Consider the following 26,241-nt stretch of genomic DNA (forward strand, 5'->3'; position numbering starts at 1 on the left):
AAATCTGCCACCCCTTGTCGGAATTACGGTTCATCGTGCGTCCTTGGTGAAACCCGTCAGGAGGCAGGAGATGGGACAACTTCTCGACACATCCTTTGATGCGCAGATACGCAAAAGCGCGACCAAAGGCGGCTGGACCTATGTCATCTGGCCGCATTCGGCTGAGTTTTTCGGGACGCGAGGGCTGGTGAAGGTTCGCGCAACCGTTGATGGTGTTGCGTTCCAGAGCTCGTTCATGGCGCTTGGTGATGGCAATCACAAACTGCCGCTCAAGGCCAGTCTTCTCAAAGCGATTGGCAAGCGTGCCGGCGATTGGGTTGCGATCTCGTTGAGCGAACGCCTGAATTGAGCGGGGCCTGCGATCCGGCGGGATCCTGTTGTCCCGATTGGGCACAGTTGCCGAGAAAGTAACCTTCGGTGCGGCACAGTAACACTATTACCTGTTGTTCCTGGAACACAGTTGGCGCAAATGCGATGCCATCACGAAGATTCGATCTTGTACCGTGGGCAAAGGCGCTTGAGCGGTCCCCACCTGTTCGATTATAGCGAAATTGCGGCAATTGCGGTGCCTTGAGGGCGCCGCCTGTTGCCGTGGGCAACACGATTCTTCTGGACGGAACTTCGCCATGCGGCTTCGCAGTTTCATTCTCGCCGGCCTTTGCGCCGCGCTCACCTTCGGTGCGCCTGCCTATGCGGCGGCACCCGCCAACCCAAAGGCAACCAAGGCTGACACCGCCAAGACCAAGAGCGCGGCTGTCGAGCTGAAGCAGCTCAAGAAGAAAAAGAAACCGACCGATGCTGACCTCGCTCGTATCGAGGATCTCGAAAAGCAGGTCCAGGTCGAGCGTGCCCTGGCCAAGGAAAAGGCGCTTGAGGCTCGCAAGATGGCGATGCGCGAAGCCGCCAAGGTCAAAGCCGAAGCAGCTCGCCAGGAGTTCCTGACCAAGAAGGGCCAGAAGCCGGTGATCCAGTCGGCTGAACCCGTGGAAGATGCCAAGCAGGCAAAGAAGCTGGTCAAGCTCGAGCTTGCCAAGCCGATCGAACCGATGCCGGCAGTCGTCGAGGAGCCTTTGACGTTCGAGGCCGAGGACGTCGTTGCCAATGGCAACAATGGTGAACTGCGCAGCGAGCCGCGTGCCGGCGAAGTCCGTCCCCGTAACAACAACGGCCTGTTTGCCGGTCTGTTCGGCGGCAATGCCGGTTCATCGTCGATGTCCATGCTGCCGCAGACGCGCGCGCTGGATGCGGTCATGGACAAGAAGTCGGCCAAGAAGCCGTTCAAGGTGAAGCCGGAATATGAGCCGCAAGAGGTGACGTTCACCGGCTATGAACCTGGCACGATCGTCATCAACACGGCGGAGCGCCGTCTCTATCTCGTTGAGTCCTGGTCAACCGCCCGTCGTTATGCGATCGCGGTCGGCAAGGAAGGCCTGCAATACAAGGGCGACACCACCGTTGGCGACAAGCAGGAGTGGCCGCGCTGGATTCCGACAAAGGACATGCAGGAGCGTGAGCCGAAGAAGTACGGCCAGTACAAGGACGGCATGCCCGGCGGCGGCTTGAATCCGCTCGGCGCGCGCGCCATCTATCTCTACGATGGCAAGAAGGATACGCACTTGCGCATCCATGGCACGATTGCTCCGCAGACGATCGGCACCAGCTCTTCCAACGGCTGCTTCCGCATGATCAACGATCACGTCATCGAGCTCTACAACCGCGTCAAGATGGGCACCAAGGTCGTCGTCCTGTAACGCGGTACGAACAAGTGGCGGAAGGGCCGGCTCCAGCCGGCCCTTTTGTTTTGGCTGTAGCCCGGCCAAGCGAGTAGTTCCGGGAAAAACCACGCGCGGCGGTTTTTCCACTGGCGGAATCGATCAGGCCGCGCTAAGCGATGGTTCCCATGGCGCGATATGTATTCATCACCGGCGGCGTGGTTTCTTCCCTTGGAAAAGGCATAGCCGCAGCGGCTCTCGGAGCCCTGTTGCAGGCGCGCGGCTACCGCGCGCGCATCAAAAAACTCGACCCCTATCTCAATGTCGATCCCGGCACGATGTCGCCTTACCAGCACGGTGAGGTGTTCGTGACGGACGATGGCGCCGAGACCGATCTCGATCTCGGCCACTACGAACGCTTCACCGGTCGTTCAGCGAACCAGAACGACAACATCACCACCGGCAGAATCTACAAGAACATCATCGAACGCGAACGGCGCGGCGACTATCTCGGTGCCACCGTGCAGGTCATTCCGCACGTGACCGACGAGATCAAGAACTTCGTGCTCGACGGCAACGAGGACTATGACTTCGTGCTGTGCGAAATCGGCGGCACGGTGGGCGACATCGAAGCGATGCCGTTCCTGGAAGCCATCCGTCAGCTCGGCAACGATCTGCCGCGCAACAATGCTGTCTACGTGCACCTGACGCTGATGCCCTACATTCCGGCTGCAGGTGAATTGAAGACCAAGCCGACGCAGCACTCGGTCAAGGAACTGCGTTCCATCGGCATTGCGCCCGATATCCTCCTGGTGCGTGCCGACCGGTCGATCCCGAAGGAAGAGCGCCGCAAGCTGTCATTGTTCTGCAATGTGCGCGAGTCGGCCGTCATCCAGGCGCTTGACGTCGGACATATCTACGACGTGCCCATGGCCTATCACAATGAAGGACTGGACACGGAAGTGCTCGCCGCCTTCGGCATCGAACCTGCGCCGAAGCCGCGCATGGAGCCGTGGCAGGGTGTGGCGGAACGCATCCACAATCCGGAAGGCGAGGTTACCATCGCCATCGTCGGCAAGTATACCGGCCTCAAGGATGCCTATAAGTCGCTGATCGAGGCACTGTCGCATGGTGGCATGGCCAATCGCGTCAAGGTCAAGCTCGACTGGATCGAAAGCGAAGTCTTCGAGAGGGAAGATCCTGCGCCGTTCCTGGAGAAGGTGCATGGCATCCTGGTGCCGGGTGGCTTCGGCGAGCGTGGCTCGGAAGGCAAGATCCTGGCTGCCAAATTCGCCCGCGAGCGCAAGGTACCGTATTTCGGCATCTGTTTCGGCATGCAGATGGCGTGCATCGAGGCGGCTCGTTCGCTGGCCGGCATCGAAAACGCCTCGTCGACGGAATTCGGTGCCACCAAGGAGCCGGTCGTCGGCCTGATGACGGAATGGCTGAAGGGCAACATGCTGGAGAAGCGGCAGTCGGCCGGCGATCTCGGCGGCACGATGCGGCTCGGTGCTTATGACGCGCGTCTTGAGGCGGGCTCCAAGATCGCCGAGATCTATGGCGATACCGATATTTCCGAGCGCCATCGCCACCGCTACGAAGTCAACATCGACTACAAGCAGCGACTGGAAGACTGCGGGCTGGTCTTTGCCGGCATGTCTCCCGATGGCGTGCTACCCGAGACGGTCGAGTATCCCGACCATCCCTGGTTCATCGGCGTGCAGTACCATCCGGAATTGAAGAGCCGTCCGCTCGATCCGCATCCGCTGTTTGCCTCCTTCATCGAGGCGGCGGTCGAACAGAGCCGCATGGTCTAAGACAAGGGTAGGGCGGTGCGGACCTATATTGCGCTGCTCTATTCCATTGTGCTGACACCGCAGCGGCGCGTCGTGATGGCCGATCTCAAGGCGATGGCCGAGGGGCTGGGGTATACCAACACGCGCACGCTCGCCGCCAGTGGCAACCTGGTGTTCGATGCACCGGAAACGTCGATAAGCGAACTGGAGAACCGACTGGAGGCGGCATTTCCCAATGCCTTCGGTCGGCATGTCGACATCATCGTGCGCGATGCGGCCGGCTGGCCGGCATTTGCAGCGGGCAATCCGTTTCCGAAGGAGGCAGCCGCGACGGCGGACCAGGTCGCTGTTCGTGTCATGCGTCAGCCGGTGCCCGAATCGGCGGTCGACGCGCTCAGGTCTCATGCGGCGCCGGACGAGAAGATCGCACTGGTGAATGGCGACATCTGGATCGTCTTTTCACGGGAGAGACCGAATTCGCGGCTGCTCGGTGCAGTCGGCCACAAGCGGCTTGGCATCGGCACCTCGCGCAACTGGAACACGGTGCGCAAGCTGGCCGAGATGGTAGAGCTGTAAGCTCTAGCTTACTGTTGATGGCCCAATGATCCGCGTCAGTTCGGAATGAGCGGCGCGCTCTTGCGAACGCGCCGCCGTTGCTTCTCGCGTCAGGCTCTTGCTGGTACCCGGACCGAGCTTGAGCGCAGGACATAGTAGATGATACCGGCGATCGCGACGCCGAAGAACCAGCCATAGACACCCCACCATGACGGTAGCCAGTCGGTGAAGTTGGGCAGGATCGACGAGAAGATGGCGCCTATGCCCGCGGCGATGAAGGCATTGACATGCCAACCACCCTGGAACCGGAATTCTCCGTCCTCGCGGTACAGGGCTTCGACGTCGACCTCACCTTTCCGGATCAGGTAGTAGTCGACCATCATGACACCGAAGATTGGCCCCATGGTGGCGCCGATGATGCCGACAAACGACGCTGCACTGCCTTCCCAAGGGGCGAACGGGTAGAGCACCAGCGCGATCAGGGCTGCGATGTAGCCGCCTTTCTTGAAATCGATCTGCTTCGGGAAGACGTTGGCGAAATCGAAAGCCGGCGAGACAAAATTCGCGACCACATTGATGCCAAGCGTGGCCACGGCGAAGGTCAGTGCTGCCAGCAATGCCAGGAACCAGCTGTCGAACTTGGCCGAGATCTGGTCGGGATGCAGCAGCACTTCACCATAGACATCGTAGGCGGCAATGGTGGTTACACCTGCAACCAGTGAGAACAGGATAAGGTTGACCGGCAGGCCCCAGATGTTGCCCTTGCGCAGGGCTGCCTTGTCTGGCGCGTAGCGGGCGAAATCGCAGAAATTCAGGTAGAGCGCCGAGAAGTAGGTAACCCAGATGGCGGCTACGCCGAACAGCGCCGTCCACGAGCCTGGATCGCCCGGAATGCCGGCGTCTTTGGTCTTTTCGCGCAGGACATCAAGCGGGATGTCGCTCGTGAAGGCGAATTTGCCCGACTTTACACAAAGATAGACGGCCAGGATCAGCATCATCACCCACACCGCCGGGCCGGCCCAGTCCTGGAACCGGCGAACAGTCTCCATGCCTTTCTGGATGATGAGCAACTGCAGTGCCCAGATCACGAAAAAGCAGATTACCTCCAGCGTCGAGTGGCCGAGCATGTGGCTGTTCTGGTGGAAGGCAAGCATGCTTTCGTTGCGGATAAGCAGGGCGACGATGGCGCCGGAAGCCGCGGCAGTCTGCGCGCCATACCAGAAGCAGGCAACGATGGCGCGCACCAGTGCCGGTATGTTGGCGCCCCAGATGCCAAAGGACGCACGCGCCAGAACCGGGTAAGGTACGCCGGTCTTGACCCCGGCATAACCGACCATGTTCATCAGCGCGTATATGATGAGCGAGCCGATGCCGATCGCGACGACGAAATTGAGAAACCCGCCGCAGAACAGAAACAGGCTGGCAGCAAGGTAGTAGCCCCACAGGCTGTGGACGTCGGACGTCCAGACGTTGAAGATCGAAAACGGTCCCCAGTTACGGACCTTGGCAGGCGCGAGGTCCTCGTTGTAGAGATTGGGTGAAGCACCGGGTATGGTCATAGCAGTCCCCTCTCATGACCTTATTTTTTGCGGAAAGGTTATGCCTGCCGCAGGGGAAGGGGAAGAAACCGATTTGCAGGTTTTCCCGAAAAAGACATTCAACGAGAAAAGGGCTTCACGCCGGCCATTTCGATTTGAGCATGGCAGCAGCGAGTCGGTATCTGTTGCGCGGTTGGACCAGGCGGGGACTTGCAAATGACGGTTGCGCAGGATGGCTGCATGGCGCTGGAGACTTGGTCTTCAGGCGATATCGACATCCTCGAACGCTGCAACACGATCGAGGCCAAGCGTTATATCGGCGGCCCGGAAACGCCGGAAAAACTGCTCGATCGTCACCGGCGCTATCTGGAAAAGGCTGTTGCGGGCGAAACCCGGATGTTCCGTATTTCCTATGATGGGCTTGGTGCCGGCTCGATCGGCTATTGGGAGCGGATGTGGCGCGGTGACCTTGTCTACGAAACCGGCTGGGCGGTGGTGCCCGGTCTGCAGGGGTACGGGATCGCAGGCAAGGCGACAGGCTTGCTGATCAATGTGCTGCGTGGTGAGCGCCGGCATCGCTATCTGCACGCCTTTCCGGCACCTGAAAATCCCGCCTCCAATGCCATCTGCCGCAGGCTCGGTTTCGAGCTGATGGGCCAATGCGACTTCGAGTATCCGCCGGGCAATGCGATGCGCAGCAACGATTGGCGGCTTGATCTGCAGGCTCGCACCTGATTTGGCGATGGCGAAGGGAGCTCAGAAGAGCGGTCTCAGCGTCATCTCCAGCCCCAGCAACAGCAAGCCGAGCAGGAATATCCTGCGGAACAATACTTGGCTGATCCTGCCCCGCAAGACCTGCCCGAACCACATGCCGGCAAGCGCCGGCAAAACGGCGAGCGCTGATAGTGCAAGGTTTTCAGTTCGGAACACGCCGCGTGCCGCCAGTCCTGCCGCCAGGGCTAATGTCGAAACGGTGAACGACAGGCCCAGGGCCTGTACCAGATCGTCTTTTCCCAGCCGAAGCGCCTGCAGATAGGGTACGGCGGGAATGACGAAAACGCCGGTGGCACCGGCAATCAGGCCGGTGACCGCGCCGACAAGCGGCGACAGCAGGCGCTCCAAACGCTTGCTTACGCTGAGCTGACGCGCCAACAGCGTGTAGGCCGAATAGAGAACGAGAATGATGCCGAGTGCCGTGCTTGTCAGGGAGGTGTCGCCTTCGGCAAGCCATGACGCGCCAAGCATCGTTCCCACCACAATCGCCAGCATCATCGCCCAAAGCCTGCGGATGAGCAGGGTGACATTCGGTCCCGCCAGCAGCTGCCAGATATTGGTGAGGGACGAGGGAATGATCAACAGACTGGCCGCTGCCAGAGGTGAAACGAGCGCCCCCAGCACACCCATCGCCACCGTTGGCAGGCCCATGCCGGTTACGCCCTTGACGAGACCGGCAACGAAGAATGTCACGGCGACCGCGACGACCAGGGGAAACGAGAGATCAAACACGGATAGCGAAAAGCGGCGTCTGATCAATCATATCGGTTCCCTCCTTCGGCGCAGCTGTGTGCCCGGTGAACCCTCACCGGGCTGGGGCAGCAGGTTTCAAGATAATGGATTGTCCCATTCGATGATTTCATCGTCGTCGAAGCGTCGAAGGCATCCGTGGTAGAGCTTGTTCTGCCCGGAATGTTCCCCACCCGTCATGCGGATGACGCAGGATCATGGCAGGGACTCTCCCGTTCTAAGAGCCATTTTCCTTGAACCAGCAGTCGGAATGATGCACACCGCCGCCAACATGCAGCGACCAGTCCATCCGCTCGATCACATCGTATTGCCGACGGCGACGCTCGAAAGCGCCGAGGCGCGCCTTGCCTTATTGGGATTCACCGTGGCGCCGCGCGGCATTCATCCCTTCGGTACCGAAAACTGCTGCGTCTACCTTGCGGACGGTACCTTCCTGGAGCCGCTCGCCGTGGGGGACGCCGAAATAGCGGCGCAAGCGATCATGGCTGGCAATGTATTCGTGGCTCGCGATCACACGTATCGCGAGGATAATGGTGCTGAAGGATTTTCGGCGATTGTCTTCGGCACTGACGATGCCGACCACGATCACCGTGCCTATGTCGAGGCCGGCATTTCGGCAGGTGAGAAGCTCGATTTCTCGCGCCCATTCACCGATCGTTCCGGCAAGAGTGATACGGTTTCGTTCAGGCTTGCCTTCGCATCGGGGCGCGACACGCCCGACGCCTTCGTCTTCGCCTGCCAGAGGATCAATGCGCCCAAGGTGGATCGTGCCGCCTTGCAGGCGCACGCCAACGGCGCCGCCGCCATCCATGGCATCGTGGCTGTAAGTGACGATCCAGCCGGGCAGCAGGCTCTCCTGGCAAAGGCCGCCGGCTGTGGCATGGCTTCGGCGCAGGCAAATGGTCTGTTGGCTTTGCCGAATGCCGATGTCCTGCTCATGCGACCTGACGAATTCGAGGCAGAATTCGCGATCGGTGCCGGCGGGCGCACGGCGCTCCGTTTCGCCGCCGTGATTTTCGCCGTGCCAGATCGTGCCACGACAGAACGACTGCTTGTTTCGGCAGGCATCAAGCACCATTTGCAGGGCGGCCGGCTTGTCGTGCCGCCCGCGCCGGGCCAGGGTGCAGCCTTCATCTTCGAGGATCTGAAATGACCAAACCCAATGCCAAGGTGACTGTCGGGCAGACGCTGTTCGCCAATGATGCGCCGCTGTCGCTGATCGCCGGGCCGTGCCAGTTCGAATCGCGCCAGCATGCCTTCGACATGGCAGGTGCGTTGAAAGAACTGACGGGAAAGCTTGGTATCGGCTTCGTCTACAAGTCCTCCTTCGACAAGGCCAATCGCAGTTCGCTGAGCAGCACGCGGGGCGCGGGGCTGGAAGCGGCGTTGCCGGTCTTCTCGGAGTTGCGCAAGGAACTTGGCGTGACGATCCTGACGGATATCCACACCGAGGATCAGTGTGCGATCGTGGCGCCGCATGTCGACGTGCTGCAGATCCCGGCATTCCTGTCGCGCCAGACGGATCTGCTTGTTGCCGCCGCCAGGACCGGCAAGGTCGTCAATGTGAAGAAGGGGCAATTCCTCGCTCCCTGGGACATGAAAAACGTCGTGACCAAGCTGACCGATTCAGGCAACCCGAACGTACTGGTGACGGAGCGCGGGGCTTCGTTCGGCTACAACACGCTGGTTTCCGATATGCGGGCCCTGCCGATCATGGCCGATATCGGCGCGCCGGTGATCTTCGATGCCACCCACTCGGTGCAGCAGCCAGGCGGGCAGGGCGCCACGTCTGGCGGCGAGCGTCGCTTCGTGGAAACGCTGGCCCGGGCAGCCGTGGCTGTCGGCGTGGCTGGTGTCTTCATCGAGACGCATGAAGATCCCGACAATTCGACCTCCTCGGACGGCCCCAACATGGTGCCGTTCAAGGACATGCCGGCACTGCTGGAAAGGCTGATGGCGTTCGACAAGGTGGCCAAGGCCTGACGGAAGGCTCGGCAAGACTACCTTTGCTTGCGAGGCGTATTTCCCGGTTGTAGGCTTGCCGGGCAAATTGGCTCGTCGTCAGGAGTAGGACATGTCCGTCGCCCGCGTTACCGAGATCACCGCTTCCTCCAAGAAAAGCTTTCAGGATGCCATTGAGAAAGGCGTCGAACGCGCCTCCAAGACGCTCAAGAACGTCGAGGGCGCCTGGATACAGGACCAGAAGATCGTGGTCGAGGGCGGCAAGATCGTTGCCTACCGCGTCAACATGAAGGTCACCTTCATTCTCGCGGACTAGCACGCCTGGCTGGAACAACGCTTCCTCATTGATGCGGCTCGCACGGAAGCTATGCTCGCATTGGAACCAGAATCCGATGGGAGTGGAAAATGGTTGCGGCGTTTCCGGTTTTCGATCTTTCCCGTTTTGAGCAGGCGGATGTCGCCGGCCGCAAGGCGCTTGGTCGTGAGGTCGACGAAATCTGCCGTGCCACGGGTTTCCTGGCGGTCAGCGGGCATTCGGTTCCGCAGGCCGTGATCGATGCCGTATGGTCGAAGGCACGGGCCTTCTTCGATCAGTCTGCCGAAATGAAGGAAAAGGTGAGGGCTCCCTATCCGGGCTACCCTTATGGCTACCTTGGCTCGGGTGCCGAGGCCCTGGCAAAATCCAAGGGAGCCGACACGCCGCCGGATCTCAAGGAGAGTTTCAACGGCGGTCCGCTCTCGGTTCCGCAGGGGCTGACGGATCCGCAGGCGCTGGCTTTCTGTTATGCCGAAACAATCTGGCCGGAATCTCCGGACGGCTTCGTCGATGCCTGGAAGGCATATTATGCGTCGATGGAGGATCTTGCCGCACGGATCATGCGTGTGTTCGCCGTCGCGCTCGACCTGCCGGAAGACCATTTCCAGCCGATGATCGATCGGCCGATCAGCGCCCTGCGTGCGCTCAATTATCCCGAGACCGATACACCGCCACTTGCCGGTCAGCTGCGCGCCGGCGCGCATACCGACTACGGCAGCCTGACCATCCTGTTGCCGCAACCTGGCTCGGGTGGATTGCAGATATTCACCCCGGAAGGCGATTGGCGCGAGGTGCCGCCCGTCGAAGGAGCGTTCGTCATCAACATCGGCGACCTGATGGCGCTTTGGACCAATGATCGCTGGGTTTCGACCCTGCACAGGGTGGTCAACCCGGATGTCGGTGCGGCCAGGTCCGCGCGGCGCCAGTCGCTTGCCTTCTTTCACCAGCCAAACTGGTTTCAGGAAATCGCCTGTATCGAAACCTGCCTGGAGCAGGGAGAGGCACCGCGCTACCAACCGGTGCAGTCAGGCCCCTACCTGATGGGCAAATTCAACGCGACAGTGAAGCCGGCGGCCTGACAAAGCCCGGACAAAGAGCGGAATCTGCCACCGGGCGCGGTTGCGTTTCGCGAAGCTTTGGCTATTGAGTTTGCGCAGCGTCACCCCGCCGGTGCCACCTCGCGCATTGTCCTCATCCCAAGCAGGAGCTTCAAATGACCGCCATCATCGACATAGTTGGCCGTGAAATTCTCGACAGCCGCGGCAATCCGACAGTCGAGGTCGATGTCGTCCTCGAGGATGGTTCGATGGGCCGCGCCGCCGTGCCGTCCGGTGCCTCCACCGGCGCCCACGAAGCGGTCGAACTGCGTGATGGTGGTCCGCGCTATCTCGGCAAAGGCGTCGAGCGTGCCGTCGAGGCCGTCAATGGCGAGATCTTCGAGGCGATCGGTGGCATGGAAGCCGAGCACCAGATCCAGATCGACCAGACCATGATCGAACTGGACGGCACCGCCAACAAGAGCCGGCTCGGCGCAAACGCCATCCTCGGTGTCTCACTGGCTGTCGCCAAGGCCGCGGCCGAGGCATCCGGCTTGCCGCTCTATCGCTATGTCGGCGGTCCGAACGCCCGCGTTCTGCCGGTGCCGATGATGAACATCATCAATGGTGGCGCCCACGCCGACAATCCGATCGATTTCCAGGAATTCATGATCATGCCCATCGGTGCACCGACGCTGCGCGATGCCGTGCGCTGGGGCTCGGAAATCTTCCACACGCTGAAGAAGGGCCTGAAGGACGCCGGTCACAACACCAACGTCGGCGACGAAGGCGGTTTTGCACCGAACCTGAAGAGTGCCCCGCTGGCACTCGACTTCGTCATGGCTTCGATCGAGAAGGCCGGCTTCAAGCCAGGCCAGGATGTTGCGCTTGCGCTCGACTGCGCGGCGACCGAATTCTTCAAGGACGGCAACTACGTCTATGAGGGTGAGAAGAAAAGCCGCGATCCCAAGGCACAGGCAAAGTACCTCGCCAAGCTCGCCGCCGATTATCCGATCATCTCGATCGAGGACGGTATGGCGGAAGACGACTGGGAGGGCTGGAAATATCTGACCGATCTCGTCGGCAAGAAGGTGCAGCTGGTGGGCGATGACCTGTTCGTCACCAATTCCTCGCGCCTGCGCGACGGCATCAAGATGGGCGTCGCCAATTCAATCCTGGTCAAGGTCAACCAGATCGGTTCGCTGACCGAGACGCTGGAGGCGGTAGAGACGGCGCATAAGGCTGCCTATACTGCTGTCATGTCGCACCGTTCCGGCGAGACGGAGGATTCCACGATTGCCGATCTCGCCGTTGCGACCAATTGCGGACAGATCAAGACGGGTTCGCTGTCGCGCTCCGACCGCATGGCGAAGTACAATCAGCTGATCCGCATCGAGGAAGAACTCGGTGCGCAGGCGCGCTATGCCGGCACGTCGATCCTCAAGGCTTGATGGCTGATACCCACAGCATCTATCGTCAGCGACCGATCTCAAGGATCGGTCGCTGCGCGGTCCCATTTGTGATGGCCGCCGTCGTTACGACGGCGGCCCTTGCACAGGAGGTGCCGAAAGGCTTTCGCTCGCCGACCGGCAACATCCAGTGCCTGTTTTTCGACGCTTCCTCGGTCCGCTGCAGCATTGCCGCGGTTTCAAACCGGCCGGCGCAGCGACCGGCCGATTGCGATCTGGAATGGGGGCACGATTTCGGCCTTGGAGCGAGCTCGCGGGAAGGTGAGCGCTTGTGCGTGGGCGATACCATCGCCGGCGACTATCCAGTTCTGCGCTACGGCGAAAGTACGGGTTATGGCACCGTCATCTGCCGCTCGGCGCGCAAGGGTGTGACCTGCGTCAACCGCGCGGGTGCCGGCTTCGAGCTGTCGCGTTCCCTGCAGCGCGTTTTCTGAGCGCGGACGCGGCTCTCACAGGCAGTTTGAAGTATGGAAAGCGACCTCATCCAGAGGCATCGCCACCATCATCGTAACCCTCCATTAAGCACAATCGGGCGACAAGAGGCAGACGAGGAGTCGCGCCATGTGGACACGCCAGCACAAGCAGACAAACACCGGTCGGTTGATCGTGCCAACGCTTTGTGCTGTGGTTCTGTGCTATTTTGGCTACCATGCCTATCACGGTGCCTTCGGTATCAATTCGAGGGCCAAGCTCCAGGAGCAGGTCGCGAGCCTGCAGGCGCAGCTTGCCTCGGTCAAGGAGCGGCGCATGGAGATTGAGCAGCGCGTCAGGCTTCTGCATGATGGCTCGATCGAAAAGGACATGCTGGACGAGCAGGCGCGGCGGGCACTCAATGTGACGAGCGCCAACGAAGTCGTCATCATGTTGCCGACGAAGGCGAATTAACCTGATATCGGTTAATCGCTGTTATTTCCAATATTTCTAATCGCTTAGATGCATGCCAGCCATGCATTTTTCCGCATGGCGTAACGGCAGCTTGCGTGTTAGCCTTTTTGCCAATCGGTGGGGGAGACGCAACATCTCTCCGGAGCAATTCCAGCAAAAGTGCGCAGCGGTTTTGCGTTCGGGATTGCGCAGAGCCGAGGAATTGGAGTGTTTCCGGGAAAACGGCAGCATTCTAGGGTCCGCGAAGAGACACCAACAGGGAGTGAAGCATGGCAACCGCCGCCAGAAAAGCGCCTGCCAAGTCCAAATCTGACAAATCGATAAGCCTGACGCCTCCCAAGCCCCTGGAGTTCACCAAGGAGCAAGAGCTTTCGGCCTACCGCCTGATGCTTTTGATGCGTCGCTTCGAGGAAAAGGCCGGCCAGCTTTACGGCATGGGTTTCATCGGCGGTTTCTGCCATCTCTATATCGGCCAGGAGGCGGTTGTTACCGGCCTCAAGATGTCGCTCATCGAGGGCGACCAGATGATCACCGCTTATCGCGACCACGCCCATATGCTGGCGATGGAGATGAGCCCGCGCGGTGTCATGGCCGAATTGACCGGACGCCGTGGAGGCTACTCCAAGGGTAAGGGCGGTTCGATGCACATGTTCTCCAAGGAGAAGAATTTCTACGGCGGCCACGGCATCGTTGGTGCACAGGTCTCGTTGGGCACGGGTCTGGCGTTTGCCAACCGGTATCGCGGCAACAAGAATGTCTCGGTGACCTATTTCGGCGACGGCGCGGCCAACCAGGGCCAGGTCTACGAAAGCTTCAACATGGCCTCCCTATGGAAGCTGCCGGTCATCTATGTGATCGAGAACAACCGCTATGCCATGGGAACGTCGGTGTCGCGTTCGTCCGCCGAGACCGATTTCTCGCAGCGCGGCCTGTCATTCCGTATCCCGGGGATTCAGGTCGACGGCATGGACGTGCGCGCGGTCAAGGCCGCAGGCGATCTCGCAACCGAATGGTGTCGTGCCGGCAATGGTCCGATCATCCTCGAGATGCAGACTTATCGCTATCGCGGTCACTCCATGTCCGATCCGGCAAAGTACCGTACCAAGGAAGAAGTGCAGAAGATGCGCTCCGAGCATGATCCTATCGAGCAGGTCAAGGCGCGCCTTGCCGCCAAGAAATGGGCGAGCGAGGACGATCTCAAGGCCATCGACAAGGACGTGCGCGACATTGTCGCCGATGCCGCCGACTTTGCGCAGACCGATCCAGAGCCGGATGTCTCCGAGCTGTGGACGGACATTCTGGTATAAGGGGAGGGTGCGACCATGCCGATCGAAATTCTCATGCCCGCGCTCTCGCCAACCATGGAAGAGGGCAATCTTTCGAAATGGCTGAAGAACGAGGGTGACAAGATCGCTCCCGGCGACGTCATTGCCGAAATCGAGACCGACAAGGCGACCATGGAAGTGGAAGCTGTCGACGAAGGCACGCTTGGAAAGATCCTGATTGCCGCGGGTTCGGAAGGCGTCAAGGTCAACACGCCGATTGCGGTCCTGCTGCAGGAGGGCGAAAGCGCCGGCGATATCGGCAAGGCCGCCGCTCCGGCGAAGGCCGAGGCGCCTGCCGTCGCCGAGCCAGCTCCTGCTCCGGCATCGAGCGCTGCCGCTGCCCCTGTTGCCGCCGCGCCGAGAACTGAAGTGGCCGCCGATCCCGACATCCCGGCCGGTACCGAAATGGTCTCGACCACCGTCCGCGAAGCATTGCGCGACGCCATGGCCGAAGAGATGCGCCGCGACGCGGACGTCTTCGTCATGGGCGAGGAGGTCGCCGAATACCAGGGCGCCTACAAGATCACCCAGGGCCTGCTGCAGGAATTCGGGCCGCAGCGTGTGGTCGACACCCCGATCACCGAACACGGCTTTGCCGGTGTCGGTGTCGGCGCCGCCATGACGGGCCTGAAGCCGATCGTCGAGTTCATGACCTTCAACTTCGCGATGCAGGCAATCGACCAGATCATCAATTCGGCCGCCAAGACGCTTTACATGTCCGGCGGCCAGATGGGCGCGCCGATCGTGTTCCGTGGTCCGAACGGCGCGGCTTCCCGCGTTGCCGCGCAGCACAGCCAGGACTACGCCGCCTGGTACAGCCATATTCCAGGCCTCAAGGTGGTGCAGCCCTACAGCGCGGCCGACGCGAAAGGCCTGTTGAAAGCCGCGATCCGCGATCCCAATCCGGTCATCTTCCTGGAAAACGAAATCCTCTACGGTCACTCCTTCGATGTGCCGAAGCTGGATGATTTCGTTCTGCCGATCGGCAAGGCGCGGATCCATAAGGTCGGCAAGGATGTCACCATCGTCTCATGGGGCATTGGCATGACCTATGCGGTCAAGGCCGAGGCGGAACTTGCGAAGCTGGGGATCGATGCCGAAATCATCGATCTCAGGACCATCCGGCCGATGGATCTGGAGACCGTCATCACCTCGGTGAAAAAGACCAATCGTCTGGTCACCGTGGAAGAGGGCTTCCCGCAGTCGTCGGTTGGCGATTTCATCGCCAACCAGGTGTCGCGCCAGGCCTTCGACCACCTCGATGCGCCCGTCATCACCGTCGCCGGCAAGGATGTACCAATGCCTTATGCAGCCAACCTTGAAAAGCTGGCGCTGCCCAATGTCGCGGAAGTGATCGAGGCGGTGAAAGCCGTCACCTATCGCTGATCTGGCCGGGAGGACAACATGCCGATCAACATCACCATGCCGGCCCTCTCGCCAACCATGGAAGAGGGCAATCTCGCCAAGTGGCTGGTCAAGGAAGGCGACAAGGTTTCGCCGGGCGACGTGATCGCCGAAATCGAGACCGACAAGGCGACGATGGAAGTCGAAGCCGTCGATGAAGGCACCGTAGCAAAGCTGGTTGTTCCGGCAGGCACGGAGGGCGTGAAGGTCAACGCCGTGATCGCCATCCTGGCTGCGGAAGGTGAGGATGCAGGCGCTGCCGCCAAGGGCGGCGATGCCGCGCCTGCCAAGGCAGAGGCTCCCAAGGTAGAAGCAAAGGCCGATGCTCCTAAAACCGAAGCAGCGAAGGCTGAGGCTGCCGCGACACCGGCCGCACCGAAGCCCGCTGTCAACGGAGCTACTCCGGCAACCGCGGGCGACCGCACCTTCGCTTCGCCGCTCGCTCGCCGCATCGCGAAGGATGCCGGCGTTGATGTTGCCGCCGTCACCGGTTCCGGCCCGCATGGCCGCGTGGTGAAGGCGGATGTCGAGGCGGCAATTGCCGGTGGTGGCGTGGCGAAAGCCGGATCTGCCGCAGCGCCAGCCGCTGCTGCTCCGGCGGCTGCCGCGCCTGCGGTCAAGCCGATGTCGGACGACGCGGTGCTCAAGCTGTTCGAACAGGGCTCCTACGACCTCGTCCCGCACGACAATATGAGGAAGACCATCGCCCGGCGCCTGGTCGAGGCGAAGTCGACCATCCCGCATTTCTACCTCACCCTCGACTGCGAGCTGGACGCGCTGCTCAAGCTGCGCTCCGAGCTCAATGCGGCCGCGCCGATGAAGAAGACCGAAAAGGGCGATGCCCCGGCCTACAAGCTTTCGGTCAACGACATGATCATCAAGGCGATGGCACAGGCGCTGGTTGCCGTGCCGGATGCCAATGCGTCGTGGACGGATACGGCCATGGTCAAGCACAAGCATGCCGATGTCGGCGTGGCGGTGTCGATCCCGGGCGGGCTGATCACGCCGATCGTCAGGAAGGCCGACCAGAAGACGCTGTCGGTGATCTCCAACGAGATGAAGGACCTGGCCAGGCGAGCGCGTGACCGCAAGCTGAAGCCGGAAGAGTATCAGGGCGGCACCACTGCGGTGTCGAACCTGGGCATGTTCGGCATCAAGGACTTCGCCGCCGTCATCAACCCGCCGCATGCGACGATCCTGGCGGTTGGTGCGGGCGAGGAACGTGCTGTGGTGAAGGGCGGCGAGATCAGGATCGCCACCGTGATGTCGGTGACGCTGTCGACCGACCACCGCGCCGTCGACGGTGCGCTGGGAGCCGAACTGCTCGGTGCCTTCAAGCGCATCATCGAAAACCCGATGACCATGCTGGTCTGACAACCGCGGTAGGGCGGCATATGAAGACCGTGCTTTGCTACGGCGACTCCCTGACCTGGGGCTATGATGCCGCAGGTCTCGGCCGCCGCCATGCGTTCGAGGATCGCTGGCCGAGCGTATTGCAGGCGGAGCTCGGCGGGGCGGCGCGGGTAATCCCCGAAGGGTTGAATGGCCGCACAACAGCCTTCGATGATTATCTGGCCGATTGCGACCGCAACGGTGCTCGCACTCTGCCCACGATCCTTGCGTCGCACGCACCGCTTGATCTGATCATCCTGCTGCTTGGCACCAACGACATGAAGTCGTTCATCTGCGGTCGCGCAATCGGCGCCAGGCAAGGCATGGGACGACTGATCGATATCGTGCGCCGTCTCGCCTATCCTATGGCGGCTACGGCGCCCAAAGTCCTGCTGGTGTCACCGCCGGCCGTCAGGGAAACCACGGACATCAATTTCTCCGCCATGTATGGAGAGAGTATCGCGGAATCGCGCAAGCTCGCGCAGTTCTATGCAGCACTTGCCACAGAGGCGAATTGCGGTTTCTTCGATGCCGGTACGGTCGCAGAGGCAACACCGCTGGACGGTGTGCATCTCGATGCCGAAAACACCCGCCGCATCGGTTTTGCCCTGGCGCCGAAAGTGCGCGACATGCTGGAGCTATGATTTGCCGGACCTCATCATCGGAGCGGCAATGACCAGCCAGGCAGTTGAAATGTGTGTTCGGACTTTACAAATCGCGCGGATTTGCCGAGGTGGCGCGACGGCAAGGAACAAGACTGGGTGCTGCTGATCCGCAGTGCTGCTTGATGAAAAAGGCAGGGAAGAACATGGCTGACAACTACGACGTCATCATCATCGGTTCCGGTCCGGGCGGCTACATCGCGGCCATCCGTTCCGCGCAGCTCGGTTTCAAGACGGCGATCGTCGAACGGGAGCATCTGGCCGGCATCTGCTCCAACTGGGGCTGTATCCCGACCAAGGCGCTGCTGCGTTCGGCAGAAATCTTCCACTACGCCGAGCACGCCAAGAGCTATGGCCTGACACTCGAAGGCACGATCAAGCCCGACCTCAAGGGTATCGTCGACCGTTCGCGCGGCATCGCCCAGCGCATGAACAATGGTGTCGGCTTCCTGATGAAGAAGAACAAGGTCGACGTGATCTGGGGGGAAGCCAGGATCACCAAGCCGGGCGAGATCGTCGTCGGCAAGTCATCCAAGAAGCCGATGGAGCCAATGGGGCCGATCCCGAAGGGCACCAAGGGCGAGGGTACCTATACGGCCAAGCACATCGTGATCGCCACCGGTGCGCGTCCACGCGCGCTGCCGGGCATCGAGCCGGACGGCAAACTGATCTGGACCTATTTCGAGGCCATGGTGCCGCAGCAAATGCCGAAGTCGCTGCTGGTCATGGGCTCGGGCGCAATCGGCATCGAGTTCGCCTCCTTCTATCGCACGATGGGCGTTGATGTGACGGTGGTCGAGATCATGCCGCAGATCATGCCGGTCGAAGATGCCGAGATTTCCACCTGGGCGAAGAAGCAGCTCGAGAAGCAGGGCATGAAGATCCTGCTCGAGACCAAGGTCACCAAGGTCGAGAAGGGCGCCAATTCCGTTACCGCGACGGTCGAGGGCAAGGATGGCAAGACCCAGACGATTACCGCTGATCGGATGATTTCCGCGGTCGGCGTCCAGTGCAACACCGAAAATCTCGGTCTGGAGACTATCGGCGTGAAGGTCGACCGTGGCGCCATCGTCATTGACGAATTCTGCCGCACCAATGTCCCGGGTATCTACGCCATTGGCGACGTTGCCGGGCCGCCCATGCTGGCGCACAAGGCCGAGCATGAGGCGGTGATCTGCATGGAGAAGATCGCCGGTCTTCATGTTCATCCGATGGATAAGTTGAAGATCCCGGGCTGCACCTATTGCAGCCCGCAGGTCGCATCGGTTGGCCTGACCGAGGCCAAGGCCAAGGAACAGGGCAAGGATATCCGTGTCGGCCGCTTCCAGTTCGTCGCCAATGGCAAGGCTGTAGCGCTCGGCGAGGACCAGGGGCTGGTCAAGACGATCTTCGACAAGAAGACCGGCCAGTTGCTTGGCGCTCATATGGTCGGCGCTGAAGTGACCGAGCTGATCCAGGGCTTCGTCGTGGCGATGAACCTCGAAACCACCGAGGAAGAGCTGATGCACACCATCTTCCCGCATCCGACGCTGTCGGAAACGATGAAGGAAAGCGTGCTCGATGCCTATGGACGGGTGCTGAACGCGTAGGAATGCAAAAATGACCGTGGCAGCATGCGTCGCCACGGTCTTTTTCTTCCATCAGAAAAGCCTTAGATGAGGCTTGTACCCAGTCTCCGACTCCGAAGGTTTCGGGGAGATGCAGGAAAGATCAGATGGTCACCGTTCTCGATCTCGTCGCCAACAAGCCGCGCCCCCGTCATCCGGAGAAGGCGCATCGGCCCGATCAGGAGGTGCTGCGCAAGCCGGACTGGATCCGCGTCAAGGCGCCGGTCTCCAAGGGTTACTCCGAGACGCGCGAGATCGTGAAATCGCACAAGCTGGTCACTGTCTGTGAAGAGGCCGGCTGTCCCAACATCGGCGAATGCTGGGAAAAGAAACACGCGACCTTCATGATCATGGGCGAGATCTGCACGCGTGCCTGTGCTTTCTGCAATGTCGCAACCGGAATCCCGACCGCACTCGACGCTGACGAACCAAACCGCGTCGCCCAGGCCGTCAAGACGATGGGCCTTTCCCATGTCGTCATCACTTCAGTCGACCGGGACGATCTCGAAGACGGTGGTGCGCAGCATTTCGCCGATGTCATTCTTGCCATTCGGGCCGCTGCACCGACGACGACGATTGAAATCCTGACGCCGGACTTCTTGCGCAAGGATGGCGCCCGCGCGCTGGAAATCGTCGTGGCAGCCAAGCCGGATGTGTTCAACCACAATCTCGAAACCGTGCCGTCAAATTACCTGACTGTGCGTCCGGGCGCCCGTTATTTCCATTCCATCCGGCTTCTGCAGCGGGTGAAGGAACTCGACCCGTCGATCTTCACCAAGTCCGGCATCATGGTCGGGCTCGGCGAGGAACGTCATGAGGTTCTGCAGCTGATGGACGATCTGCGCTCGGCCGACGTCGACTTCATGACCATCGGCCAGTACCTGCAGCCTTCGAAGAAGCATCATCCGGTGAAGAAATTCGTCACGCCGGAGGAGTTCCAGTCCTACGCGATCGTCGGAAAGAGCAAGGGATTCCTGCTGATGGCATCGAGCCCGCTGACGCGCTCCTCGCACCATGCCGGCGACGATTTCGCCCGGTTGCGCGCTGCGCGCGAAGAACAGCTCAAGAAAACCGCTCGATAAGCCGGTTTCATGCCGAAATTCGAGGCGACGCGCCGTGTATCCCACAGCCCGGACCAGATGTTCGCGCTGGTCGCCGATGTGGAGAAGTACCCGCAGTTCGTGCCGTTATGCGAGGCGTTGACGGTGCGCTCGCGCCGAGAACGCGACGGCCGCACCGTGCTCCTCGCCGATATGAGTGTAGGCTACAAGGCGATCCGCGAGACATTCACCACGCAGGTGCTGTTGAAGCCTGACGAGCGCATCATCGATGTCAAATACATTGACGGCCCGTTCAAATATCTGAGCAACATATGGGGGTTCGAGCCGGCGAGCGATGGCTGCTTCGTGCGATTCTTCATCGACTACGAGTTCAAGAGCCGCATTCTGGGCGCGATGATGGGCACGATGTTCGACCGTGCGTTCCGCATGTTCTCCGAAGCGTTCGAAAAGCGCGCTGACGTGATTTACAGGAAGGAAAGTTGATCTACGGCCCTCGCCAGTTGATCGCGAAGCGCGTTTTCAATCGGCGAGAGCCCTGAGCCCAATTTCAAGCGCATGCCGCACTGTCTCGCGGCGAATGAAGTCACGGCCTCGATTGTCGAATATGCGATGCTCCGAGATCGTCGGCTGGCCTTTCACCGAAAGGCCAAACCACACAAGTCCGACGGGCTTTTCCAGAGAGCCGCCGTCGGGGCCCGCTATGCCGGTCACAGCCAGGGCAATGCCCGCACGCGACCGGGACAGTGCACCAGCCGCCATCTCCAGTGCCGTTTCAGCAGACACCGCGCCGAAGGCGTCCAGCGTGGCCGTCCTGACGCCGAGCATGTCCATCTTGGCTTCGTTCGAATAGGTGACGAACCCGCGGTCGACGACGGCTGATGAGCCGGCAATGTCGGTCAGATGGGCAACGATCATGCCGCCAGTGCAGCTTTCGGCGGTCGCCACCATGATCTTGCGTGCCATACAGGCCTTCAGAAAACGGTCGGCCAGCGACGTGAGTTCACTCATTCCGGCACCTCGCCCGGATAGACGACACTTGCTGTGGCAATCGCGGCGATGCCTTCCTGGCGGCCGACGAATCCGAGTTTTTCGTTCGTCGTCGCCTTGATCGAAATGCGTTCTGCCGCAATGCCCAGCATCTCGCAAAGCGCGGCAGTCATCGCCTCACGATGCGGGCCAATGCGTGGCGCCTCGCAGATCAGCGTGATGTCCGCATTGGCGATGCGCCCGCCACGAGCCCGCACGATCCTGGCTGCATGCTCGACGAACAAGCGCGAGGCCGCACCCTTCCATTGCGGATCAGAAGGCGGGAAATGCGTGCCGATATCGCCTGCGCCGCAGGTGGCGAGCAATGCGTCCGTCAGGGCATGCAGACCGACATCGGCGTCGGAATGACCTGACAGCTTGCGGTCGTGCGGAATGGCTACCCCACACAATGTCACGTGGTCGCCCGGTTCAAAGGCGTGCACATCATAGCCATTACCCGTGCGGATGTCCGGGAAACTCAAGCGTGCACCATTCAATCGTTGATCCGCCATGACGATATCCCGTGCCCAGGTCAGTTTTACGTTGTCGGGTGAGCCGGGCACGATCTTGACTGGTAGCCGTGCCCATTCGGCGATGGCCGCGTCGTCGGTGAAATCGTCCCGGCCTGCCTGATGCGCCTTCTCATGCGCCGCCAGAATGGCGCGGAACGGAAAGCCTTGCGGCGTCTGTGCCGCATGCAGCCCCGCACGCGGTACCGTCTCGCCAATGGTGCCGTCCCGGCTTTCGCGTTTCAACGTGTCGGCCACGGGAAGAGCAGGAAGTGCTCCCTGGTCGGCGCCGATCACATCGATGACGCGATCGATGAGATCGCGATCGGCAAAAGGCCGCACGGCATCGTGGATGAGCACCTTTTCCGGTGTCCCGTGGTCCAGTGCGACGAGGCCAAGCCGGACCGAGTCTTGCCTGGTTCGGCCGCCGGTGACGACCGTGACGCCGACAAGATGATCGCCAACTGCCTTTTGCAGCAATTCCAGGTCGTCACTGTGGATGACGACGACGATCTGGCCAATGCGCGGATGCGAAAGGAACGTCTCTATCGTGCGAGCGAGGATGGCGCGGCCGCCAATGTGACGATATTGCTTGGGGCCGTCAGCCTGGCCGGCGCGCTCGCCGCGGCCAGCCGCGACGATGACGGCGGCAACGCCGCCGCCGGCGGACACGGCCCTGATTGCGCTCGGTTCCCTCATGCGCAGAGGCTTAGTCGCGGGCGAAGAGGAAGGCCAGCGTTTTCCCAAATAAGCCGCAATGCATGTTCATTCTGCATTGCACAATCATCCCGATCTGGCTAGTGAATAGGCAAAGACAGACGTTGCTTGGTTTTTGTGCATGACTTATCCGGACAAGCTCGCCTTGCCGCTCGTTGTCGGCGGGGTTGCCGTACGCAATCGCGTTTTCCTGGCGCCCATGTCAGGCATCACTGACGAGCCGTTTCGCAAGCGCGCTTATGCGCATGGTGCGGGTCTCGTCGTCTCGGAAATGGTGGCGAGCGGTGAACTCGCGCGGGGCCGGGAAGGGTTCGACCTGCGTATCCGCCATTCCGGTCTGCCGGTCCATATGGTGCAGCTTGCCGGGCGCGAAGCGGTGCATATGGCGGAAGCCGCGCGCATTGCAGCGGGCGAGGGCGCCGACATCATCGACATCAATATGGGCTGTCCGGCGAAGAAGGTAACCGGCGGCTATGCCGGCTCGGCGCTGATGCGCGACCTCGACCACGCGCTGACCTTGATCGAGGCGGTGATCGCTGCGGTGAAGGTGCCGGTGACTGTGAAGATGCGGTTGGGCTGGGATGAAGAGGCCCTGAACGCGCCGATGCTTGCCCGCCGCGCGGAGCAGGCTGGGGTGAGCATGGTGACGATCCATGGCCGGACCCGCTGCCAATTCTACCAGGGCAAGGCCGATTGGCGCGCGATCGCACGCGTGAAGGAAGCCGTGTCGATACCTGTCGTTGCCAATGGCGATGTCGCGACGCCGGCCGATGCCGTCACTATCCTCGAACAATCCGGCGCGGACGCCGTGATGGCCGGCCGCAGCCACTACGGTGCGCCATGGACCGCGGGCACCATCGCGGCCACTGCCGCCGGGGACGAGGTATCAGGTCTGCCAAAGGCAGGCGCTGAATTCGCCGACTATATCGTCGAGCACTATGAAGACATGCTTGCTCTTTACGGCATCGAGAGCGGGTTGAGGCAGGCCAGGAAACATCTCGGCTGGTATCTGGATCGACACGCAGGAGCGACGCCGGCGCCTCTGCGCAAGGACATACTGACTTCGTTCGACCCTGCCACAGTCGTGAAGCTGTTGCGTACGGTGTTTTCAGACGGGATGCAGTCTGGTGAAATCAGGAGCGCGGCATGACCATCGCGACGACCGCAGTCGCGGATATGGCCGACGCCGCGCAGGTTCTTCTCAACACGATTCGCCGTCCGGTGATCATGGTCGGGCCAGAGGGCAACATCACCTACGCCAACGCCGACGCCGAGGACTTCTTTCGTTCCAGCGCGACCATGCTGGCACGCAACACCTTGGCCAAACTCATCCCGTTTGGCAGCCCGTTGCTGGCTCTTGTGGATCAGGTTCGCGACCGGCGCACGCCGGTCAATGAATATCGTGTCGATGTTTCCTCGCCACGCCTCGGCATCGAGAAGGTTGTCGATCTTTATGCCGCGCCGGTACCGGAGTTTCCGGATTCGGTGGTGGTGATGTTCCAGGAACGCTCGATGGCCGACAAGATCGACCGGCAGATGACACATCGTGGCGCGGCGCGTTCCGTCACCGGCCTGGCGGCAATGCTGGCGCATGAGATCAAGAACCCGCTTTCGGGTATCCGCGGTGCCGCGCAGCTGCTCGAACTTTCCGCTTCGGACGAGGATCGCGCGCTGACTCGACTGATCACCGATGAGACCGACCGCATCGTATCGCTGGTCGATCGTATGGAGGTGTTTTCCGATGAGCGACCGATCGACCGGTATCCGGTCAACATCCACGTGGTCCTCGATCATGTGAAGGCAATCGCGAGAAACGGTTTCGCCAATCGGATCAAGGTCGTAGAAGACTATGATCCTTCGTTGCCTTCGGTCTATGGCAACCGCGACCAGCTTATTCAGGTGTTTCTGAACCTCGTGAAGAATGCCGCGGAAGCGATCGGTTCGGATCCGCTCGGCGAGATCACGCTGACCACCGCCTTCCGCCCCGGCATCCGTGTCTCCGTGCCCGGTACCCAGGACCGCGTGTCGTTGCCACTGGAATTCTGCGTGCACGATAACGGCTCCGGTGTATCGGAGGATATTCTGCCAATCCTGTTCGATCCATTCATCACCACGAAGCCGAACGGCTCCGGCCTGGGGTTGGCACTGGTTGCCAAGATCGTCGGCGAACATGGCGGCATCATCGAATGTAAGTCGACACCGCGCGGCACCACCTTCCGCGTGCTCCTGCCTGCCTGGAAGGAGCCGACAACGGAAAGCCATGAAGGATATCGTCCATGAGCACGCGCGGCACCATTCTCGTCGCCGATGACGACGCTGCGATCCGCACGGTGCTCAACCAGGCGCTGTCGCGCGCGGGACACGAGGTGCGGGTGACGTCCAACGCCTCCACGCTATGGCGCTGGGTTGCGGCGGGCGAGGGTGACATTGTCGTCACCGACGTGGTGATGCCCGACGAAAACGCCTTCGACATGCTGCCCCGCATCAAGAAGGCACGACCGGAACTGCCGGTCGTCGTCATGAGCGCGCAGAACACCTTCATGACCGCCATCCGCGCCTCCGAGGCCGGCGCCTATGAGTATCTGCCGAAACCGTTCGATCTGACCGAACTGCTCAACATCGTCGCCCGGGCGATGGCCGAACCACGCCGTCCCAAGGCTGACGTCCGTCCTGACGATCAGCCCGAAACGATGCCGCTCGTCGGTCGCTCGGCCGCCATGCAGGACATCTACCGCATGCTTGCGCGCATGATGCAGACCGATCTGACCGTCATGATCAGCGGTGAATCCGGTACCGGCAAGGAACTGGTGGCGCGTGCTTTGCACGAATATGGCCGCCGCCGCGGCGGTCCTTTCGTTGCCATCAACATGGCCGCGATTCCGCGCGATCTGATCGAATCGGAGCTGTTCGGCCATGAGAAAGGTGCCTTCACCGGCGCGCAGAACCGTTCCACCGGTCGCTTCGAGCAGGCCGAAGGTGGCACCCTGTTCCTCGACGAGATCGGCGACATGCCGATGGAGGCGCAGACCAGGCTGCTGCGCGTGTTGCAGCAGGGCGAATACACGACCGTGGGCGGGCGCACACCGATCAAGACGGATGTGCGTATCGTTGCGGCCACCAACAAGGATCTTCGCACCCTCATCAATCAGGGCCTGTTTCGCGAAGACCTGTTCTATCGTCTCAATGTCGTGCCATTGAGGCTCCCTGGGCTGCGTGAACGTGCCGAGGACATTCCCGACCTTGTACGGCATTTCTTCAAGCTCGGTGCCAAGGATGGGCTGCAGGCCAAGCGCATCGCGCCTGCCGGTGTCGAATTGATGAAGCGCTATCCGTGGCCCGGCAATGTGCGCGAACTGGAAAATCTGGTGCGGCGGCTGGCCGCGCTTTATCCGCAGGACGAGATTTCGGCCGAGATCATCGATGCGGAGCTGAAGACCGGCGAGGCACCCGCCGTACCCAATTCCAATGTCCTGATCCCCGATGACCTGTCCATCAGCCAAGCCGTCGAGCACTATCTCCAGCGTTATTTCACATCCTTCGGCGACGAGTTGCCACCATCCGGGCTCTACCAGCGCATTCTGGAGGAAGTCGAACATCCGCTGGTGCTGGCCGCGATGACGGCGACACGTGGCAACCAGATCCGCGCGGCCGATCTGCTCGGCCTCAATCGCAACACCTTGCGCAAGAAGATTCGCGATCTTGGCGTCAACGTCTACCGCGGGGCGCGGCAGGGCTAGTCCGAGT

The 26,241-nt window shown here is 61.1% G+C and carries 26 protein-coding genes; 22 read left to right on the forward strand and 4 right to left on the reverse strand.

The genetic code is table 11. The features are described 5' to 3' along the window. Positions 1 to 46 precede the first annotated feature (46 nt). From ACFJIU_RS10595 to ACFJIU_RS10610, 4 genes are all read left to right on the forward strand, one after another. Positions 47 to 349, forward strand: coding sequence for a DUF1905 domain-containing protein (locus ACFJIU_RS10595; RefSeq protein ID WP_379073044.1), 303 nt, complete (start codon positions 47 to 49; stop codon positions 347 to 349). 277 nt (positions 350 to 626) lie between these two features. Then, positions 627 to 1,751: a L,D-transpeptidase gene (locus ACFJIU_RS10600; RefSeq protein WP_379070907.1), complete on the forward strand. Its 1,125-nt coding sequence runs from the start codon at positions 627 to 629 to the stop codon at positions 1,749 to 1,751. 140 nt (positions 1,752 to 1,891) lie between these two features. Next, positions 1,892 to 3,529 carry a CTP synthase gene (locus ACFJIU_RS10605; RefSeq protein WP_379070910.1) on the forward strand — a complete coding sequence of 546 codons (1,638 nt, stop codon included), beginning with the start codon at positions 1,892 to 1,894 and terminating at the stop codon, positions 3,527 to 3,529. Between the two features lie 15 nt (positions 3,530 to 3,544). Then, the gene (locus tag ACFJIU_RS10610) at positions 3,545 to 4,084 is read left to right on the forward strand and encodes a DUF1697 domain-containing protein (protein ID WP_379070913.1); all 540 of its coding nucleotides are present in this window, start codon (positions 3,545 to 3,547) and stop codon (positions 4,082 to 4,084) included. Positions 4,085 to 4,173: 89 nt separating this feature from the next. On the opposite strand, the gene ACFJIU_RS10615 is transcribed toward ACFJIU_RS10610, so the two are convergent. Then, complete coding sequence (locus ACFJIU_RS10615) at positions 4,174 to 5,622, reverse strand: NCS1 family nucleobase:cation symporter-1 (RefSeq protein WP_379070916.1); 1,449 nt, start codon at positions 5,620 to 5,622, stop codon at positions 4,174 to 4,176. A gap of 219 nt (positions 5,623 to 5,841) precedes the next feature. Between ACFJIU_RS10615 and ACFJIU_RS10620 the strand changes: the two genes are divergently transcribed. After that, the gene (locus ACFJIU_RS10620) at positions 5,842 to 6,336 is read left to right on the forward strand and encodes a GNAT family N-acetyltransferase (protein ID WP_379070919.1); all 495 of its coding nucleotides are present in this window, start codon (positions 5,842 to 5,844) and stop codon (positions 6,334 to 6,336) included. A gap of 21 nt (positions 6,337 to 6,357) precedes the next feature. Here ACFJIU_RS10620 and ACFJIU_RS10625 read toward each other — a convergent pair whose 3' ends face one another. Continuing rightward, a complete protein-coding gene (locus ACFJIU_RS10625) occupies positions 6,358 to 7,134 on the reverse strand; it encodes a sulfite exporter TauE/SafE family protein (RefSeq protein WP_379070922.1) in 777 nt (258 codons plus the stop codon). A 241-nt stretch (positions 7,135 to 7,375) separates the two neighbouring features. Between ACFJIU_RS10625 and ACFJIU_RS10630 the strand changes: the two genes are divergently transcribed. The 14 genes from ACFJIU_RS10630 to ACFJIU_RS10695 all read left to right on the forward strand — a co-directional run bounded on the left by ACFJIU_RS10630 (position 7,376) and on the right by ACFJIU_RS10695 (position 20,728). Next, positions 7,376 to 8,278: a VOC family protein gene (locus ACFJIU_RS10630; protein ID WP_379070925.1), complete on the forward strand. Its 903-nt coding sequence runs from the start codon at positions 7,376 to 7,378 to the stop codon at positions 8,276 to 8,278. Next, positions 8,275 to 9,108 carry a 3-deoxy-8-phosphooctulonate synthase gene (gene kdsA, locus ACFJIU_RS10635; RefSeq protein ID WP_379070928.1) on the forward strand — a complete coding sequence of 278 codons (834 nt, stop codon included), beginning with the start codon at positions 8,275 to 8,277 and terminating at the stop codon, positions 9,106 to 9,108. Before ACFJIU_RS10630 ends, kdsA begins: the two co-directional genes overlap by 4 nt. Positions 9,109 to 9,199: 91 nt before the next feature. Further along, positions 9,200 to 9,403, forward strand: coding sequence for a dodecin family protein (locus ACFJIU_RS10640; RefSeq protein ID WP_101937016.1), 204 nt, complete (start codon positions 9,200 to 9,202; stop codon positions 9,401 to 9,403). An 89-nt stretch (positions 9,404 to 9,492) separates the two neighbouring features. Next, positions 9,493 to 10,482, forward strand: coding sequence for an isopenicillin N synthase family dioxygenase (locus ACFJIU_RS10645; RefSeq protein WP_379070931.1), 990 nt, complete (start codon positions 9,493 to 9,495; stop codon positions 10,480 to 10,482). A 134-nt stretch (positions 10,483 to 10,616) separates the two neighbouring features. Further along, positions 10,617 to 11,891 carry a phosphopyruvate hydratase gene (eno, locus tag ACFJIU_RS10650; RefSeq protein ID WP_379070933.1) on the forward strand — a complete coding sequence of 425 codons (1,275 nt, stop codon included), beginning with the start codon at positions 10,617 to 10,619 and terminating at the stop codon, positions 11,889 to 11,891. Between the two features lie 71 nt (positions 11,892 to 11,962). Next, positions 11,963 to 12,343: a DUF6636 domain-containing protein gene (locus ACFJIU_RS10655; protein ID WP_379070936.1), complete on the forward strand. Its 381-nt coding sequence runs from the start codon at positions 11,963 to 11,965 to the stop codon at positions 12,341 to 12,343. Between the two features lie 127 nt (positions 12,344 to 12,470). After that, complete coding sequence (locus ACFJIU_RS10660; protein ID WP_379070939.1) at positions 12,471 to 12,794, forward strand: septum formation initiator family protein; 324 nt, start codon at positions 12,471 to 12,473, stop codon at positions 12,792 to 12,794. A gap of 269 nt (positions 12,795 to 13,063) precedes the next feature. After that, a complete protein-coding gene (pdhA, locus tag ACFJIU_RS10665) occupies positions 13,064 to 14,101 on the forward strand; it encodes a pyruvate dehydrogenase (acetyl-transferring) E1 component subunit alpha (RefSeq protein WP_379070942.1) in 1,038 nt (345 codons plus the stop codon). Positions 14,102 to 14,116: 15 nt separating this feature from the next. After that, positions 14,117 to 15,505, forward strand: a complete 1,389-nt coding sequence (locus ACFJIU_RS10670; protein ID WP_379070946.1) for a pyruvate dehydrogenase complex E1 component subunit beta — start codon at positions 14,117 to 14,119, stop codon at positions 15,503 to 15,505. Between the two features lie 18 nt (positions 15,506 to 15,523). Continuing rightward, positions 15,524 to 16,897 (forward strand): pyruvate dehydrogenase complex dihydrolipoamide acetyltransferase, encoded by a 1,374-nt coding sequence (locus ACFJIU_RS10675; RefSeq protein ID WP_379070949.1) that lies wholly within the window; start codon positions 15,524 to 15,526, stop codon positions 16,895 to 16,897. Positions 16,898 to 16,917: 20 nt separating this feature from the next. Next, positions 16,918 to 17,559 (forward strand): SGNH/GDSL hydrolase family protein, encoded by a 642-nt coding sequence (locus tag ACFJIU_RS10680; protein WP_379070952.1) that lies wholly within the window; start codon positions 16,918 to 16,920, stop codon positions 17,557 to 17,559. Between the two features lie 164 nt (positions 17,560 to 17,723). Beyond that, positions 17,724 to 19,166 carry a dihydrolipoyl dehydrogenase gene (lpdA, locus tag ACFJIU_RS10685; RefSeq protein ID WP_379070955.1) on the forward strand — a complete coding sequence of 481 codons (1,443 nt, stop codon included), beginning with the start codon at positions 17,724 to 17,726 and terminating at the stop codon, positions 19,164 to 19,166. Between the two features lie 125 nt (positions 19,167 to 19,291). After that, entirely contained in the window at positions 19,292 to 20,266 is a 975-nt protein-coding gene (lipA, locus tag ACFJIU_RS10690) for a lipoyl synthase (protein ID WP_379070958.1), read from the forward strand. A gap of 9 nt (positions 20,267 to 20,275) precedes the next feature. Then, a complete protein-coding gene (locus ACFJIU_RS10695; RefSeq protein WP_379070961.1) occupies positions 20,276 to 20,728 on the forward strand; it encodes a type II toxin-antitoxin system RatA family toxin in 453 nt (150 codons plus the stop codon). 36 nt (positions 20,729 to 20,764) lie between these two features. On the opposite strand, the gene ACFJIU_RS10700 is transcribed toward ACFJIU_RS10695, so the two are convergent. Both ACFJIU_RS10700 and ACFJIU_RS10705 read right to left on the reverse strand, forming a co-directional pair. Then, the gene (locus ACFJIU_RS10700) at positions 20,765 to 21,253 is read right to left on the reverse strand and encodes a CinA family protein (RefSeq protein ID WP_379070964.1); all 489 of its coding nucleotides are present in this window, start codon (positions 21,251 to 21,253) and stop codon (positions 20,765 to 20,767) included. Beyond that, positions 21,250 to 22,479: a bifunctional 2-C-methyl-D-erythritol 4-phosphate cytidylyltransferase/2-C-methyl-D-erythritol 2,4-cyclodiphosphate synthase gene (locus ACFJIU_RS10705; RefSeq protein WP_379070967.1), complete on the reverse strand. Its 1,230-nt coding sequence runs from the start codon at positions 22,477 to 22,479 to the stop codon at positions 21,250 to 21,252. The genes ACFJIU_RS10700 and ACFJIU_RS10705 overlap by 4 nt, the downstream gene beginning before the upstream one ends. 139 nt (positions 22,480 to 22,618) lie before the next feature. Here ACFJIU_RS10705 and dusB point away from each other — a divergent pair, with 139 nt between their 5' ends. The 3 genes from dusB to ntrC are packed head-to-tail and all read left to right on the forward strand — an operon-like array spanning position 22,619 to position 26,234. Then, entirely contained in the window at positions 22,619 to 23,647 is a 1,029-nt protein-coding gene (dusB, locus tag ACFJIU_RS10710) for a tRNA dihydrouridine synthase DusB (protein ID WP_379070970.1), read from the forward strand. Continuing rightward, positions 23,644 to 24,777, forward strand: a complete 1,134-nt coding sequence (locus tag ACFJIU_RS10715) for a nitrogen regulation protein NR(II) (protein WP_379070973.1) — start codon at positions 23,644 to 23,646, stop codon at positions 24,775 to 24,777. Before dusB ends, ACFJIU_RS10715 begins: the two co-directional genes overlap by 4 nt. Continuing rightward, entirely contained in the window at positions 24,774 to 26,234 is a 1,461-nt protein-coding gene (ntrC, locus tag ACFJIU_RS10720) for a nitrogen regulation protein NR(I) (protein ID WP_379070976.1), read from the forward strand. The genes ACFJIU_RS10715 and ntrC overlap by 4 nt, the downstream gene beginning before the upstream one ends. Positions 26,235 to 26,241: the final 7 nt, after the last annotated feature.

It is taken from the genome of Mesorhizobium sp. UC74_2 (assembly GCF_042701485.1).
Taxonomy (GTDB): Bacteria; Pseudomonadota; Alphaproteobacteria; order Rhizobiales; family Rhizobiaceae; genus Mesorhizobium.